Raw genomic sequence first — 13,586 nt, 5'->3', positions numbered from 1 at the left:
GGAGGGACCGGCCGGGTGACGGCGAGGCCCGCCATTGACGTGTTTGATGTGGTGTAGGGGGAAAGGTGCGATCTGCGATCTCAGCCGGTGCGCTGGCGCTGGCCCTCGGCGGCGGGGTTCCCCTGGCCGTGGCCACACCCGCGGGCATCGCCGCCCAGCCACCCGGCTGCCAGGACGGCGGCGGGCTGCTCGGCGGGGTCACCGGCGGGCTGTGCAAGGTCGTGGACGGCACCACCGACGTCGTGGACGGGCTGACCGGCTCGACGCTGAGCCCCGTCACCGAGACCGTCGACGACACGGCGGAATCGGTGCTGAAGGCCCCGTCGGAGGCGCTGCCGGCCAAGCCGACGAAGAAGCCGCAGCCCGGGTCCACCTCCCCGGCCTCCACCCCGCGTGAGGAGTCCTCCGGGTCCTCCGGGTCCGGCGACTCGGGCGGTTCGAGCGGCTCCACGCAGAAGAAGGGCCTGCTGCCCGAGGTCCTGGGCACCTGCCTGCCACTGGTGTCGTCGCCGAACTGCGGGCGCTCCACCGCGGACGCCCCGTCGGCGCAGGCTCCGGCGGCGACCTCGGACAGACCCCGCTCCGGCACGGAGGGGACCGGCGGGACCCGGCAGGAGAAGACCGCCAAGCCGAAGCGGACGGAGAAGCCGGCACCGGTTTCGCCGGCCTCCGGGCCCGTGCACCGGCCCGAGACCCGGACCTACACCACCCGGGTCGGCGACCCCGTGCCCCCGGAGCCTCCGGTGATCGACATCGAGGCCCCCCGGCTGGACCCGCTGTGGCCGGGTCCGCTCATGCAGGAGTTCCAGAGGCGGATGCCGGGCCGGCAGTCCCTGACGCCCACCCGGCAGAGCGACCCGCTGGGCACCGCGCTGACCACGGGCCTGCTGATCGGGGCGATCCTCGCCGTCCGGGTGCTGTACGCCAGGCGCTCCAACGAGGAGTCGATCCCGTTCGAGCCCCTGCGGGCGGGACGGCACCGTACGGCGTGACACGACTGCCGCGCCCGCGCCGCGTGGCGCGGGCGCGCAGTGGTGTGGCAGCGGTGTGACGGCGGAGTCGTGTGACGGCGGGCCCCCGGGACGGCGTGCCGGGGATCAGGCCCCGATCGCGTGCACGCCGCCGTCGACGTGCACGATCTCCCCGGTCGTGGCCGGGAACCAGTCGGACATCAGCGCCAGGCAGGCCTTGGCGGCCGGCACGGTGTCGGACAGGTCCCAGCCGAGCGGCGCCTTCTCCGGCCAGCTGTCCTCGAACTCCTTGAAGCCCGGGATGCTCTTGGCCGCCATGGTGCGCAGCGGCCCGGCGGCGACCAGGTTCACGCGGACGCCGTGCCCGCCCAGGTCGCGGGCGAGATAGCGGGCGCAGGACTCCAGGCCGGCCTTGGCCACGCCCATCCAGTCGTAGACCGGCCAGGCCTTGGTGGCGTCGAAGTCCAGGCCGACGATCGCGCCGCCCTCCTTCATCAGGGGCAGGCAGGCCACCGCCAGCGACTTGAACGAGTAGGTCGACACGTGCAGCGCGGTCGCCACGTCCTCCCACGGGGTGTTCAGGAAGTTGCCGCCCAGGCAGCTCTGCGGGGCGAAGCCGATGGAGTGCACCACGCCGTCGAGACCGTCCAGGTGCTCGCCGACCCGCTCGGCCAGGGAGTCCAGGTGCTCGGTGTTCTGCACGTCCAGCTCGATCACCGGGGGCGGCTCGGGGAGCCGCTTGGCGATGCGCTCGACGAGGCTGAGCCGGCCGAAGCCGGTCAGCACGATGGTGGCGCCTTCCTCCTGGGCCAGCTTGGCCACCGAGAAGGCGATCGAGGCGTCCGTCAGCACGCCGGTGACCAGGAGTCGCTTGCCTTCGAGGATTCCCATGGATGCCGTCCCTCGTGAGATGCGGTTGGTGTGTTCCGACGGGCAGCGCCTGCCCGTCACCCGTCCCCCGCGCCGGAGGACGGCAGGCCGCTCCCCGCGGGGAGCGGCGGGACGTCAGTGCCCCATGCCCAGGCCGCCGTCGACGGGGATCACGGCGCCGGTGATGTAGGCGGCGTCCGGGCCCGCCACGAAGGCGACCACCTTCGCGATCTCCTCGGGGGTGGCCTGCCGCCCCAGCGGGATGTTCTTGCGGATCTGCTCCTGGTAGGCCTCCTCCAGCGCGGCCGTCATGTCGGTCTCCACGAAACCGGGGGCCACGACGTTCACGGTGATGCCGCGCGAGCCCAGCTCGCGGGCGGCGGAGCGGGCGAAGCCGATCATGCCCGCCTTGGAGGCGGCGTAGTTGGTCTGGCCGGCCGAGCCCAGCATCGCCACCACCGAGGAGATGAGCACGATCCTGCCGCGCTTGAGCCGCAGCATGCCCCGGGTCGCCCGCTTGGCCACCCGGTAGGCGCCGGTCAGGTTGGCGTCGATGACGTCGGTGAAGGTCTCCTCCTTCATCATCGGCAGCAGCGTGTCCTTGGTGATGCCGGCGTTGGCCACGAGCACCTCCACCGGCCCCTGCTCGGCTTCGACCTTCCCGAACGCCGCCTCGACGTCGTCGGTGCTGGTCACGTCGCAGCGCACGCCGAACAGCCCCTCCGGGGGCTCCCCGGAACGGTAGGTCACGGCGACGGCGTCACCGGCCTGGGCGAGTTCGCGGGCGATGGCGAGGCCGATGCCGCGGTTTCCTCCGGTTACGAGAACAGAGCGAGCCATGGGGCCGACGCTATCGGCTACCCGGGGGTAGTCCTCTTGTCCGTAGGAAACAAGATCACAGGGTTAGGATCGTTGACATGCGCCAGATCGATTCCGACTTCCTCGCCCTGCCCATGAGGCGGCTGGCGGACGCGGCACTGCAGCGCGCCCGTGACCTCGGGGCCGAGCACGCCGACTTCCGGTTCGAGCGTGTCCGAGCCGAGACCCTCCGCCTGTCGGACGCCCGGCTCGAGGGTTCCATCGACGCCGACGACCTCGGCTACGCCGTACGGGTCGTCAAGAACGGCACCTGGGGGTTCGCCGCGGGCATCGAGCTCACGCCCGAGGCCGCCGTCAAGGTGGCCGAACAGGCGGTGGAGGTGGCCGTCATCTCCGCGGCCGTCAACCGCGAACCCATCGAGCTGGCCCCCGAGCCGGTCCACTCCGACGTCGTCTGGGTCTCGGCCTACGAGGTCGACCCGTTCGACGTGCCGCTGTCCGACAAGGTCGGGCTGCTCGCCGGCTGGTCGGAGGACCTGCTGAAGGACCCGCGGGTGGACCACGTCCAGGCCTCCCTGATGCAGGTCAAGGAGCAGAAGTTCTACGCCGACACCGCCGGCACCGTCACCACCCAGCAGCGGGTGCGCCTGCACCCGGAGCTGGAGGTGATGAAGGTCGAGGACGGCCGCTACGACTCGATGCGCACGCTCGCCCCGCCGGTCGGGCGCGGATACGAATACCTCACCGGGACCGGCTGGGACTTCCCCGGCGAGCTGGCCCGCCTGCCCGAGCTGCTGGCCGAGAAGCTCAGGGCCCCGTCCGTGCAGGCGGGGACCTACGATCTGGTCATCGACCCGTCCAACCTCTGGCTGACGATCCACGAGTCGATCGGGCACGCCACCGAGCTGGACCGGGCCCTGGGCTACGAGGCCGCCTACGCCGGCACCAGCTTCGCCACCTTCGACCAGCTCGGCACCCTGGTGTACGGCTCGCCGGTGATGAACGTGACCGGCGACCGCACGGTCGAGCACGGCCTGTCCACCGTCGGATACGACGACGAGGGCGTGGCGACCAAGCAGTTCGACATCGTCAAGGACGGGCTGCTGGTCGGCTACCAGCTCGACCGGCGGATGGCGCTGATGAAGGACCTGGGCGGCTCCAACGGCTGCGCCTTCGCCGACTCCCCCGGCCACATGCCGATCCAGCGCATGGCCAACGTCTCGCTCCGGCCGGCGCCGGACGGCCCCTCCACCGACGAGCTCATCGGCAGGGTCGAGCGCGGCATCTACATCATGGGCGACAAGAGCTGGTCCATCGACATGCAGCGCTACAACTTCCAGTTCACCGGCCAGCGGTTCTACCTCATCGAGAACGGCCGCCTGGCCGGGCAGCTGCGCGATGTGGCCTACCAGGCCACCACGACCGACTTCTGGCGCTCGATGGAGGCCGTCGGCGGTCCCCAGACCTACGTGCTGGGCGGCGCGTTCAACTGCGGCAAGGGACAGCCCGGCCAGGTCGCCCCGGTCAGCCACGGCTGCCCGTCGGCGCTCTTCCGCGGCGTCCGCGTCCTCAACACCGTGCAGGAGGGTGGAAAGTGATGAGCCCCCAGGAGATGGTCGACAAGGCCCTGCAGTTGTCGACGGCCGACGAGACCGTCGTCATCGTGGACGAGGGCTCCAGCGCCAACCTGCGCTTCGCGGGCAACACCCTCACCACCAACGGCGTGTCCCGGTCCTCGCAGCTGACCGTGATCTCGATCGTCGGCCGGGGCGTGGGCGTGGTGTCGCGGGCGGCGGTCCGCCCCGAGCAGCTGGCCGAGGTGGTGGCCGCGGCCGACCGCGCCGCCGCGGAGGCCCCGCCGGCCGAGGACGCACGGCCGCTGGTCAAGGGCACCGTCTCCGACGACTGGGACGCCCCCGCCGAACCCACCACCATCGGGGTCTTCGGCTCCTTCGCCCCCGCGCTGGGCGAGGCCTTCGCCGCGGCCGAGGCGGGCGGGCGCAGGCTGTACGGCTTCGCCGAGCACCTGCTCACCACGACCTTCGTGGGCACCTCCACCGGGACCCGCGTGCGGCACACCCAGCCCACCGGACGCCTGGAGCTCAACGCCAAGTCGCCCGACATGAAGCGCTCGGCGTGGACGGGCGTGGCCACCCGGGACTTCTCCGACGTGGACGTCAAGGCGCTGGACGCCACCTTGGCCCAGCGGCTGGAGTGGGCCAGGAACCGCGTCGACCTGCCGGCGGGCCGCTACGAGGCGCTGCTGCCGCCCTCCGCCGTGGCCGACCTGATGATCTACATGTACTGGACGTCCGGCGCCCGCGACGCGCTGGAGGGCCGCACCGTCTTCTCCAAGCCCGGCGGCGGCACCCGCGTCGGGGAGACGCTCGCCCGCATCCCGGTCCGGCTGCACAGCGATCCCGCCGCGGCGGGCATCGAGTCGACGCCGTTCGTGATCGCGCACGCCTCCAGCCGGCAGAGTTCGGTGTTCGACAACGGCATGGCGCTCAAGCCGACCGACTGGATTGCCGACGGGACGCTGGCCCGCCTGATCCAGACCCGTCACTCGGCCGACCTGACGCACCTGCCGGTGACCCCCGCGATCGACAACCTGATCATGGAGGGCCCGTCCGAGGGCAGGTCTCTGGAGGAGATGATCTCCTCCACCGAGCGGGGCCTGCTGCTGACCTGCCTGTGGTACATCCGCGAGGTCGACCCGCAGACCCTGCTGCTCACCGGCCTGACCCGCGACGGCGTCTACCTGGTGGAGAACGGCGAGGTCGTGGGAGAGGTGAACAACTTCCGCTTCAACGAGAGCCCGGTGGACCTGCTCGGCCGGATCACCGAGGTCGGGGCGAGCGAGCGCACCCTGCCGCGTGAGTGGAACGACTACTTCACCCGTACGGTCATGCCCGCGCTGCGGGTGCCGGACTTCAACATGTCGACGGTCAGTCAGGCCAACTGACCCGGGGCCGGGCAGCCGTGGGATCCGGTCACCGGGTCCCACGGCGCCCTCCCCGCCCATGAGGCCGGGCCGCCGGGCGTGCCCCGGCTCTATCGCTGGGTGAGCGGGATGGTGTGCACCCGGTCCCAGCGCTTGGCCGTCACCACCCGGGCGGTGCCGTCGCTCTGGTCGTAGACGACCGACCAGCGGGTGTGCTCCTGGGCCACCCGGCGCAGCAGGTCCATGCCGTCCCGCCAGTCGCGCGCCGTGGGCAGGCCCGTGTCGAGCGTGTTGTAGCGGTGGTCGGCGGCGCGCTCCCGTTCGCCGGTTCCGGTCATGGTGAAGTTGGTCAGCACCCGGTCCTCGATGACGTTGACCCTGCCCCGGGCGTGCTCGACCACGACCGCCCCGCCCCGGGCGTCGGCGATCAGATAGTGGATCTGCGGGCCGACGGTGAAGTCGACGTCGTAACGGCGCATGATCGCCACGGCCTCCTCCACGGTGGCGGCCTTGTCGAGCATCGTCCGCATGATGCGCCCGCTGCCGAGGTCCGGCTTCTCGGCCGTCGCCGCCGGGAGCCCGCCTTCGGGCATGGCGGCCATGCCCACGGCCAGTCCCTTCTCGTTCACCCCGTCGAAGGGGGCGAGCACCGCGTGGGCCATCCGGCGGCGGTCCTGCGGGTCGGCCAGGTCGGGCGGTGTGGAGCCGCCGAGGAAGTAGGCCAGGTCCACCGTGGAGACCGAGGCGTAGCCGTCGGGCGGGTCGGCGTGCACGATCACCGCCGGGTTGGAGTACCAGTCGAAGTTGCGGCCGAACAGCGGCCGGCCTCCCCCCGCGGAGGGGGGGACGGCGAACACCGAGCACGCCCAGTCGTCGGAGTCCGCTGCGAGGTGCTCCTCCCCGAGCAGCCCCTCCCGCTCGTAGGTCCCGTAGTAGGTCATCTCGTACAGCGGCAGGTCGTCCACCCGGCGCATGCTGTCGATCGTCCGCCGGACCTCCTCGGCGCTCTGCCGCAGGAGTTCCGGCGCCCGCGGGGTGGCGCCGGCGGAGGCGGGGCCGGACGGCGTCGCGGCCGGGGGTGCGGCCTGCCGGGTCTCGGGCACGGAGCATCCGCCGGCCGACAGTACGGCCAGCGCGGTGAGTACGGCGCATGCTCTCCGGGGTGAGGTCCGCATGCCGATCAGTCTGCTTTCCGTACGGCCGCCCGTCCAGGGACGGGCAGGACCGGGCGGAGCAGGAGGGGCGGGCGCGGGAGGGGCGGAGGGCTCAGTCGTCCTCGAGGCGGAAGCCGACCTTCAGGCCGACCTGGAAGTGGCCGATCTCGCCGTCGACGATGTGACCGCGGACCTCGGTCACCTCGAACCAGTCGAGGTGACGCAGGGTCTGGGAGGCACGGCGGATGCCGTTGCGGATGGCGGCCTCCAGGCTCTCCCCCGATGTGCCGACTATCTCGGTCACCCGATACGTTCGATCTGTCATGTTCTCTCCTTACCCGGAAGCCAGGACCACATGACCGTTCGCACCCGATCAATCGGAGGTCTACGGTGGAAAACGTGAAGGGATGGCGCAGACGTCCGGAAGTCCACCAGGTGACCGATGCCCGGCCCTCACTGAGTGAGGACATCGGCCGACGCGAGCGGAACTATCTGATCAAGATGGGGATCCGGCTGATATGCCTGGTCCTCGCCTTCACCGTGCCCGCTCCGCTGCCGGTGAAGATCCTGCTTTTCGCCGGCGCCATCTTTTTGCCGTACGTCGCCGTGATCGGTGCCAACGCCCCGCAGAAGCAACCTCCGGCCGACCCGGGCATGACCGGGACCGGCCAGAACGAGATTCCACGGCACCGACGCGAGATCGGGTCGTGACTAAGTCTTGACGCATCTCAGGGGTTGTAGGTGTACGCTTTAACCAAGTGCCCTGGTCCCCCGTCGGGGCACTGGTGCCGGCGTTCCGGGCCCCCGTCGGAACGCCGATGAAGCGGCGCCGGGTGGTTTGCCCCCGTAACCACCCGGCGTCGCCCTTTTTCATGCCCAGGTTCATACTCCGGACCTTTTCCCGCCTCTCCGGCCGTGCGCCCTCGCGCGTCCTGCGGCCGTGCGCCTCACTCGCCGCCCGGTGTCTCCCTGCTCGCGCGCTCCCAGTCGCCCGCCATCCTGACCAGGCGCTCCACCGCGTCAGGCGGCGCCGTACCCGCCCCCTGGGCCAGGCCCAGCAGATAGGCCGTCAGCGGCGCGGCCGGCCGGGCCACCCCGTGGGCGACCTCCTTGGTCAGGTCGAGCAGCACGTCCCGGTCCACCTTCTCCGGGTCGACGCCGAGTTCCCTGCAGACCAGGGCGGTCCACTCCGCCAGCACGTTCACTTCCCGCTCCTCGCGCGCTCCAGATCGTCCATCGTGTCGCAATCGAACCACGGTTTCCCGTCCAGGCGGAGCGGAACCGGGTCCAGGGGCGCGAGCAGGCCGTGCAGCGAGCGCCCGTCGTAGGCGGCCAGAGCCCCGGTGAGCGCCGCCGTACGCCACACTCCGGCCAGCCACTGCATGCGCCCGTCGTCGTCGACGAGCACCGCTCCCGCGGCCTCCGGAACATCGCCGCCCGCCGCGACCCCGGAAGGGCCCGCGGTCTCCGGATCCGTCACGGCGCCCGCGGCGCCGAACAGGGCCGAGAGGTGATCGGCGGACAGGTACGGCAGGTCCGTGGCCAGCAGCGCGACCCACGGGGCCCTCACCCGCTCCAGCCCGGCCCGCAGCGCCGGAACCGGCCCGCCGCCCGGTGGATCCTCCTGCAGGAAGAGCGCCCGGTCCAGCCCGGGCCGCCCGGGACCCACCACGATGAGGCGACCGGCGTCGGGCACGGCCGCCGCCACCCGCTCGATCAGCGGCACGCCCCCCACCGTCAGGACGGCCTTGTCCCGGCCGCCGAGCCGGGAGGCCCGCCCGCCGGCGAGGATCAACGCGTCGTACCCGTCCATGAATCCGAGGCTAGCTCACATCAGATCATCCGCCGCATCCGAGGGCCGCGCGCGAGTCCCCTGGGAGGTCACAGAGCGGCGGCGACGAGGGCGATCAGGGCGGGCACGCCGGCGGCGATCGTCCCGGGCACGCTGTCACCGCGCTCGGGGTAGCGGGCCCGTGGAGCACGTAGTAGGCCTCGACCCAGGCGTGCCGTGCGGGGGTACGGCATGGCCGCGCGGGACGTCGATCTCGAACATCTCGTAGAGCCCGCCGGTCTCGCCCGGCCCGATCTTGACCGTGTGGACCGCGTCCAGGGCGTTGAGCTCCGTCCCCTCGCCCGGGCCGCTGTGGTGTTCGACAAGGTCGGCGTGCGCAGCCGCGGCGAGCTCGTCGCCAGGCTCCTCCCCTGACCGGACCGGCGCCGGGCGCGTCACGCGGGTCCGGCCGGGCCGGGGAACGCGCCGAGACGGCGGGCGACCTCGGCCGGATGGGTGAGCTGCGGATAGTGCCCGGCCCCGGCGATCTCGGTCACCGGGTGGCCGGGGTCCGCGGTCAGGGGGTCGGCCGAGCCGATGATGATCTCGACCGGGACGTCCACCCGCGACAGCAGCGACCGCGTGGCCTCGCGTTCGGCGAGGGCCTCGCGCATCGCCGCGATCACCCGGCGCGCCACGCCCGGGCGGCGCAGGTCGGCCGCGGCACTGGCCACCTCCGGCCCCTCGGGGAGCCCGAGCACGGCGGCCAGGCGCGCGGCGGACATGCGCCGCAGCAGGGGTGCGGCCAGGGCCGAACGGGTGTGCCGCGGGCCGGGGGCCTGCAGGAACGCCGGGGCGATGAGCACGAGCCGCTCGACGCGGCCGGGGTGCGCGAGGGCGAAGCGGAGCGCGGGCCCGCAGGCCAGCGAGTGCGCGACCAGCACCGGGCGGGTCCGGACCGGCTCCATCAGGTCGGCGAGCCAGGCGTCCAGGGACCCGGCGGCGGAGGCCGGGCCGCTCAAGCCCGGGGCCGGGAGGGGCTGGGCGGCGGGGGCCGAGCGGCCCAGGCCGGGCAGGTCGGGGGCCAGGATCGGGCCGGGCAGGCGGGCGGCCAGCGGCGCCCACAGGTCGGCGTTCATCGGCAGCCCGTGCAGCAGGACGTGGGCGGGCCGGCCGGTCTCGCCCATCACCCAGGTGCGGTCGCGGAAGCCGTACGGGCGCAGCCACGGTGAGGCGGCGCCGAAGCGGGTGGCCACCAGGTCGTCGGCCCACGCGCGCAGGGCGCCGGCGACCGGGGGCATCGTCAGGCCGGCCGTCTCGGCGAAGGCGCGGGCGGAGGCCGTCGGATAGCGGTCCGCCGACAGGAACGACAGCGTCTCGGGGTCGGCCCCGGTGATCCTGCGCGGCAGGCGGCGCACGAGACTCGCGGGAACGGTACGGCCCGGCGCCCGCACGCCCATGTGAGCGGCGAGCACGGCGACCAGCTCGGGCAGGAGCGGCGTGCCCTCGTCGAGCACCCAGTAGTCCTCCCCCTCGGGCGAGGCGGGGATCTCCGCCAGGAACCGCGCGAGATAGCCGACCGTGACGATCGGCAGGAAGACGTCGGGACCGCCGGGGAGCACGGGCAGCCGCCCGTTCCACAGGTCCTCGGCGAGCGAGGCCAGGCCGATGTACTGGCCGGGGCCGATCACCGTGCTGGGGTTGGCGACGGTCAGCGGGACCCCCAGTTCGCGGGCCCCGGCCCGCACGGCGAGATCGGCCTCGGCCTTGGACGCCTCGTACGCGCCCAGCCCGGCGTAGTCGGGGCGGGCGCCGCTCACCCGGTACCCGCTGAGGTGCACCAGCCGTCGCAGCCCGGGCAGCGTGGCGGCCCATCGGAGCACGTTGAGCGCCCCGGTCACGTTGACCGCCCGCGCCTCGTCCACGCCGAGGCCGAAGGCGAAGCGCGCGGCGGTGTTGTAGACGTCGCGCGCCGGGGGCAGTCCCGTGAGCGGCCGGGTGATGTCGGCGGTGACGACGGTCAGCCCGCCGGTGCCGACACCCTGCCCGGTCAGCCAGGGGGTGAGGGTGTCCCGGCGTACGGCCGCCGCCACCCGCTGCCCCCGGCCGAGCAGTTCGGCGACGAGGGAGCGGCCGATGAAGCCGGTCGCGCCGAAGACCATCGCGTCCATGGGACTCCTTAATAGATCGGTCTACATATTTTCAGGCCGGAAAAAGGGCCCGCCGCGTGCGGCGGGCCCGTCTCAGCGCAGCAGGGCGGCCAGCTGCGCGGCGACGCGCTCGATCGGCCGCCTGCTGCGGTGCGCCTTGGCCAGCAGGAGCGCCCCCTCGATCAGCGCCAGGATCGTGACGGCGAGGTCGTCGGCGTCCGGGCGCCCGGCGAGACGCGCCCGCAGAGCGTCCTCCCACGAGGCGTAGACCTCCGAGCAGGCCTGCTGCAGCGGGTCGCTGGCGGCGGCCATCTCGAGCGCCACCGTGGCCACCGGGCAACCCTTGCTCCAGCCCGACTCCTCCAGCCGGTCGCCCAGGTGCCGCAGCACCCCTTCGACGAACTCCGCCGCAGACGCGCCGGAGGCGGCCGGCTCCTCGAAGGCGGCGCCGATCGCCTGGCCGGCCCGCCGTATCGACTCGCCGACGAGCTGGTCCTTGCCCTCGGGGAAGTGGAAATAGAGCGAGCCGCGGGGCGCGCCGCTGACCGCGACCACCTGGTTGAGGCCGGCGCCGAAGTATCCCCCGGTCTCGACCAGTTCCTGCGTCGCGTCCAGGATCCGGGCCCGCGTCTGACTCCCCTTCTGTCCCATGGGCAGAAAAATAGACCGATCTATATATTTTTTCAACCCCCCGTACGGCGGCGGTTCACTCCGGATCCGGCAGGTCCATCGACGCGAGCCTGGCCGGGTCGATCACCGTCGCGATGGCGACGATCCGGTCCTCCACGACGGTGAACGCCATGACCGAGAGCGGAGTTCCGTCCTCGCGCCAGGAGACGAACCCGGGAAGGCCGTCGACGAGCACCCCCCGCCCTCGCGCGGCCGCACCGGCGCCGACTCGCCCGATCGCGCCGGCGGCGACCTTGGTGGCGCCCAGGACGACGACCACACCGCCGGGGGTGTCGACGCTCAGCCTCACCTCCGGGTCGAGCACGCGCAGCAACCCCTCGAAGTCGCCGTGGCGAGCCGCCGCCAGGAAAGCCTGGACCACCTCGCGCCGCCCCCGCCCGGCGGCCGCCGGCCGCCCGGTCGCCCGCACCTTCCTGCGGGCGCGGCTGGCGAGCATCTTGGCTGCATCGGCGGACCTGCCGAGGATCTGGCCGATCTCCTCGAACGGCACCGCGAACAGGTCGTGGAGCACGAACGCCAGCCGCTCGCTCGGCCGCAGCGACTCCAGGACGACCAGCAGCGCCAGTCCGACCGAGTCGGCGAGCGCCACGTCGTCCTCCGGCGCGGGGCCGTCGTCGGCCGTCACGACGAGTTCGGTCATCCGGTCGTCGTAGGACGCCTCGGGGCGGGTCTGGCGCGACCGCAGGACGTCGAGGCTGATCCGGCCGACCACCGTGGTCAGCCAGCCTGCGAGGTTGTGGATGGTCGCCGCGTCGTGCCGGGAGAGCCGCAGCCAGGCCTCCTGGACCACGTCCTCGGCGTCGGCGTGCGATCCGAGCATTCGGTGGGCGACCGCGCGCAGCCGGTCGCGCTGGGCCTCGAACGCCTCACCCACCGGGTCCGCCGGGCTGATGTCGGACATGTTGTTACCTTCCTCGGATCCGCTCCGTCATGGGTGATGACGGGCCCGGAGGGGCCCGGGTAACCGATGAAGGAGCAAGACCGATGGAAGCACGCGTGAAGAGCTCGGCGAACGCCGACGTGACGACGGCGATCCAGCGCCTCTACAAGGCGATCCACGCCGGTGGCGTCGACCCCCGGCTGCTCGGGCTGGTCCACCTGCGGGCCAGCCAGATCAACGGCTGCAGCCCGTGCGTCTTCGCCGGGGTCGCCTCGGCAAGGAGGCACGGGGAGACCGACGAGCGGCTGCACAACGTGGTCGCCTGGCGCGAGACGCCGTTCTTCACCGAGGCGGAGCGGGCCGCGCTCGCGCTGACCGAGGCCGCCACCCGTATCCAGGACGGCGCGCCGGGCGTGACCGACGAGATCTGGGAGGCCGCCGCCGCCCACTTCGACGAGAAGCAGTTGTCCGCGATCAACCTGGAGATCGCGCTGACCAACTTCTTCAACCGGATCAACCGTACGATCCGGGAGCAGGCCGGCAAGGCCTGGTGAGCCGGGCGGGGCGGGACCCCTCGGGGCTCAGCCGCGCTCGGGAACGGCCATCTCCCCGAGGAGGGACCAGTCCTCCTGCGGGATCGTCGCGTTGACGATCCGGGGCGTCGCGGCGAGGTGCGGCGGGAGCGTCTCCTGGGCCTTCTTGAAGTGCTCTGACTGCACGTGCGCCGCTCCCGCTTCCCCGTCGCGGAACGCCTCCACCAGGACGTACTCCGTCGGGTCCTCGATGCTGCGCGACCAGTCGAACCACAGGCAGCCCGGCTCCGCGCGGGTGGCCCGGGTGAACTCACCGGTGATCTCGGGCCACCTGTCGGCGGAGTCGGGCAGCACGCGGAACCTCGCGGTGATGAAGATCATCGTTCCTCCTTCGGTGGGCGGCCCCGGAGTGGACCGCCGGTCTCGTCCGGCCCTTCTGGAAGGTTCCAGAAAAATCTTGGAGTTCGCCGTAACAAATCCCCAGGATCGCCACTCTTATCTGATGAACCACCCGAAAGGAACGGAAAAATGAGCGAGTTCGAGGTCACCACCACCGACTACGTCGACTACGACGGCGACGGCGGCACCGACGCCCAGCTGATCGACACCGACGGCGACCACGTGGCCGACGAGGAGCGCTACGACACCGACGGCGACGGTGTGACCGACGTGGTCTACCTCGACCACAACGGCGACGGCTACGCCGACGAGGTCCGCGTCGACCTCAACGGCGACGGCGTCTCCGACTACACCGAGTACGCCGGCCCCTTCCCCACCGCCTGACCCCGCCTCGGGTGCCGCCCG

At 72.4% G+C, this 13,586-nt stretch carries 17 protein-coding genes; 7 read left to right on the top strand and 10 right to left on the bottom strand.

Going from position 1 to position 13,586, the window contains the following annotated elements; all coding sequences use genetic code 11:
- The first annotated feature begins 65 nt into the window (after positions 1 to 65).
- Positions 66 to 992, top strand: coding sequence for a hypothetical protein (locus tag Pta02_RS09920; RefSeq protein WP_203874428.1), 927 nt, complete (start codon positions 66 to 68; stop codon positions 990 to 992).
- 105 nt (positions 993 to 1,097) lie between these two features.
- Here Pta02_RS09920 and fabI read toward each other — a convergent pair whose 3' ends face one another.
- Positions 1,098 to 1,862 carry an enoyl-ACP reductase FabI gene (gene fabI / locus Pta02_RS09915; RefSeq protein WP_203874427.1) on the bottom strand — a complete coding sequence of 255 codons (765 nt, stop codon included), beginning with the start codon at positions 1,860 to 1,862 and terminating at the stop codon, positions 1,098 to 1,100.
- 114 nt (positions 1,863 to 1,976) lie between these two features.
- The gene (locus Pta02_RS09910) at positions 1,977 to 2,681 is read right to left on the bottom strand and encodes a beta-ketoacyl-ACP reductase (RefSeq protein WP_203874426.1); all 705 of its coding nucleotides are present in this window, start codon (positions 2,679 to 2,681) and stop codon (positions 1,977 to 1,979) included.
- A gap of 77 nt (positions 2,682 to 2,758) precedes the next feature.
- Between Pta02_RS09910 and Pta02_RS09905 the strand changes: the two genes are divergently transcribed.
- Both Pta02_RS09905 and Pta02_RS09900 read left to right on the top strand, forming a co-directional pair.
- Positions 2,759 to 4,258 (top strand): TldD/PmbA family protein, encoded by a 1,500-nt coding sequence (locus tag Pta02_RS09905; RefSeq protein WP_203874425.1) that lies wholly within the window; start codon positions 2,759 to 2,761, stop codon positions 4,256 to 4,258.
- Entirely contained in the window at positions 4,258 to 5,625 is a 1,368-nt protein-coding gene (locus tag Pta02_RS09900) for a metallopeptidase TldD-related protein (protein ID WP_203874424.1), read from the top strand. Before Pta02_RS09905 ends, Pta02_RS09900 begins: the two co-directional genes overlap by 1 nt.
- A gap of 89 nt (positions 5,626 to 5,714) precedes the next feature.
- Here Pta02_RS09900 and Pta02_RS09895 read toward each other — a convergent pair whose 3' ends face one another.
- Together Pta02_RS09895 and Pta02_RS09890 are read right to left on the bottom strand one after the other, a co-directional pair.
- On the bottom strand, positions 5,715 to 6,779 hold the full coding sequence (locus Pta02_RS09895; RefSeq protein WP_203874423.1) for a linear amide C-N hydrolase: 1,065 nt from the start codon (positions 6,777 to 6,779) through the stop codon (positions 5,715 to 5,717).
- Positions 6,780 to 6,870: 91 nt separating this feature from the next.
- Complete coding sequence (locus tag Pta02_RS09890) at positions 6,871 to 7,083, bottom strand: dodecin (RefSeq protein WP_203874422.1); 213 nt, start codon at positions 7,081 to 7,083, stop codon at positions 6,871 to 6,873.
- Positions 7,084 to 7,148: 65 nt separating this feature from the next.
- Here Pta02_RS09890 and Pta02_RS09885 point away from each other — a divergent pair, with 65 nt between their 5' ends.
- Positions 7,149 to 7,469: a DUF3099 domain-containing protein gene (locus Pta02_RS09885; protein ID WP_239130054.1), complete on the top strand. Its 321-nt coding sequence runs from the start codon at positions 7,149 to 7,151 to the stop codon at positions 7,467 to 7,469.
- Between the two features lie 236 nt (positions 7,470 to 7,705).
- Here Pta02_RS09885 and Pta02_RS09880 read toward each other — a convergent pair whose 3' ends face one another.
- The 5 genes from Pta02_RS09880 to Pta02_RS09860 all read right to left on the bottom strand — a co-directional run bounded on the left by Pta02_RS09880 (position 7,706) and on the right by Pta02_RS09860 (position 12,270).
- Positions 7,706 to 7,963, bottom strand: coding sequence for a DUF6457 domain-containing protein (locus Pta02_RS09880; protein ID WP_203874421.1), 258 nt, complete (start codon positions 7,961 to 7,963; stop codon positions 7,706 to 7,708).
- On the bottom strand, positions 7,960 to 8,571 hold the full coding sequence (mobA, locus tag Pta02_RS09875) for a molybdenum cofactor guanylyltransferase (RefSeq protein ID WP_203874420.1): 612 nt from the start codon (positions 8,569 to 8,571) through the stop codon (positions 7,960 to 7,962). Before mobA ends, Pta02_RS09880 begins: the two co-directional genes overlap by 4 nt.
- A 413-nt stretch (positions 8,572 to 8,984) precedes the next feature.
- A complete protein-coding gene (locus tag Pta02_RS09870) occupies positions 8,985 to 10,700 on the bottom strand; it encodes an alpha/beta fold hydrolase (RefSeq protein WP_203874419.1) in 1,716 nt (571 codons plus the stop codon).
- A gap of 72 nt (positions 10,701 to 10,772) precedes the next feature.
- Entirely contained in the window at positions 10,773 to 11,330 is a 558-nt protein-coding gene (locus Pta02_RS09865) for a TetR/AcrR family transcriptional regulator (protein ID WP_203874418.1), read from the bottom strand.
- Positions 11,331 to 11,385: 55 nt separating this feature from the next.
- Positions 11,386 to 12,270, bottom strand: coding sequence for a sigma-70 family RNA polymerase sigma factor (locus tag Pta02_RS09860; RefSeq protein WP_203874417.1), 885 nt, complete (start codon positions 12,268 to 12,270; stop codon positions 11,386 to 11,388).
- 83 nt (positions 12,271 to 12,353) lie between these two features.
- Between Pta02_RS09860 and Pta02_RS09855 the strand changes: the two genes are divergently transcribed.
- Positions 12,354 to 12,803, top strand: a complete 450-nt coding sequence (locus tag Pta02_RS09855) for a carboxymuconolactone decarboxylase family protein (protein ID WP_203874416.1) — start codon at positions 12,354 to 12,356, stop codon at positions 12,801 to 12,803.
- Positions 12,804 to 12,830: 27 nt separating this feature from the next.
- Here Pta02_RS09855 and Pta02_RS09850 read toward each other — a convergent pair whose 3' ends face one another.
- Positions 12,831 to 13,163, bottom strand: coding sequence for a putative quinol monooxygenase (locus Pta02_RS09850; protein WP_203874415.1), 333 nt, complete (start codon positions 13,161 to 13,163; stop codon positions 12,831 to 12,833).
- Between Pta02_RS09850 and Pta02_RS09845 the strand changes: the two genes are divergently transcribed.
- Together Pta02_RS09845 and Pta02_RS09840 are read left to right on the top strand one after the other, a co-directional pair.
- Complete coding sequence (locus tag Pta02_RS09845; RefSeq protein WP_203874414.1) at positions 13,153 to 13,314, top strand: hypothetical protein; 162 nt, start codon at positions 13,153 to 13,155, stop codon at positions 13,312 to 13,314. The two genes, Pta02_RS09850 and Pta02_RS09845, sit on opposite strands and share 11 nt — an antisense overlap.
- The gene (locus Pta02_RS09840) at positions 13,311 to 13,565 is read left to right on the top strand and encodes a hypothetical protein (protein ID WP_203874413.1); all 255 of its coding nucleotides are present in this window, start codon (positions 13,311 to 13,313) and stop codon (positions 13,563 to 13,565) included. The genes Pta02_RS09845 and Pta02_RS09840 overlap by 4 nt, the downstream gene beginning before the upstream one ends.
- The last annotated feature ends 21 nt before the right edge of the window (positions 13,566 to 13,586 follow it).

Source organism: Paraplanobispora takensis (assembly GCF_016863195.1).
GTDB classification, from domain to species: Bacteria; Actinomycetota; Actinomycetes; order Streptosporangiales; family Streptosporangiaceae; genus Planobispora; species Planobispora takensis.
The sequence above is the reverse complement of the archived record's forward strand: the minus strand, read 5'-3'. Positions and strand labels throughout refer to the sequence as shown.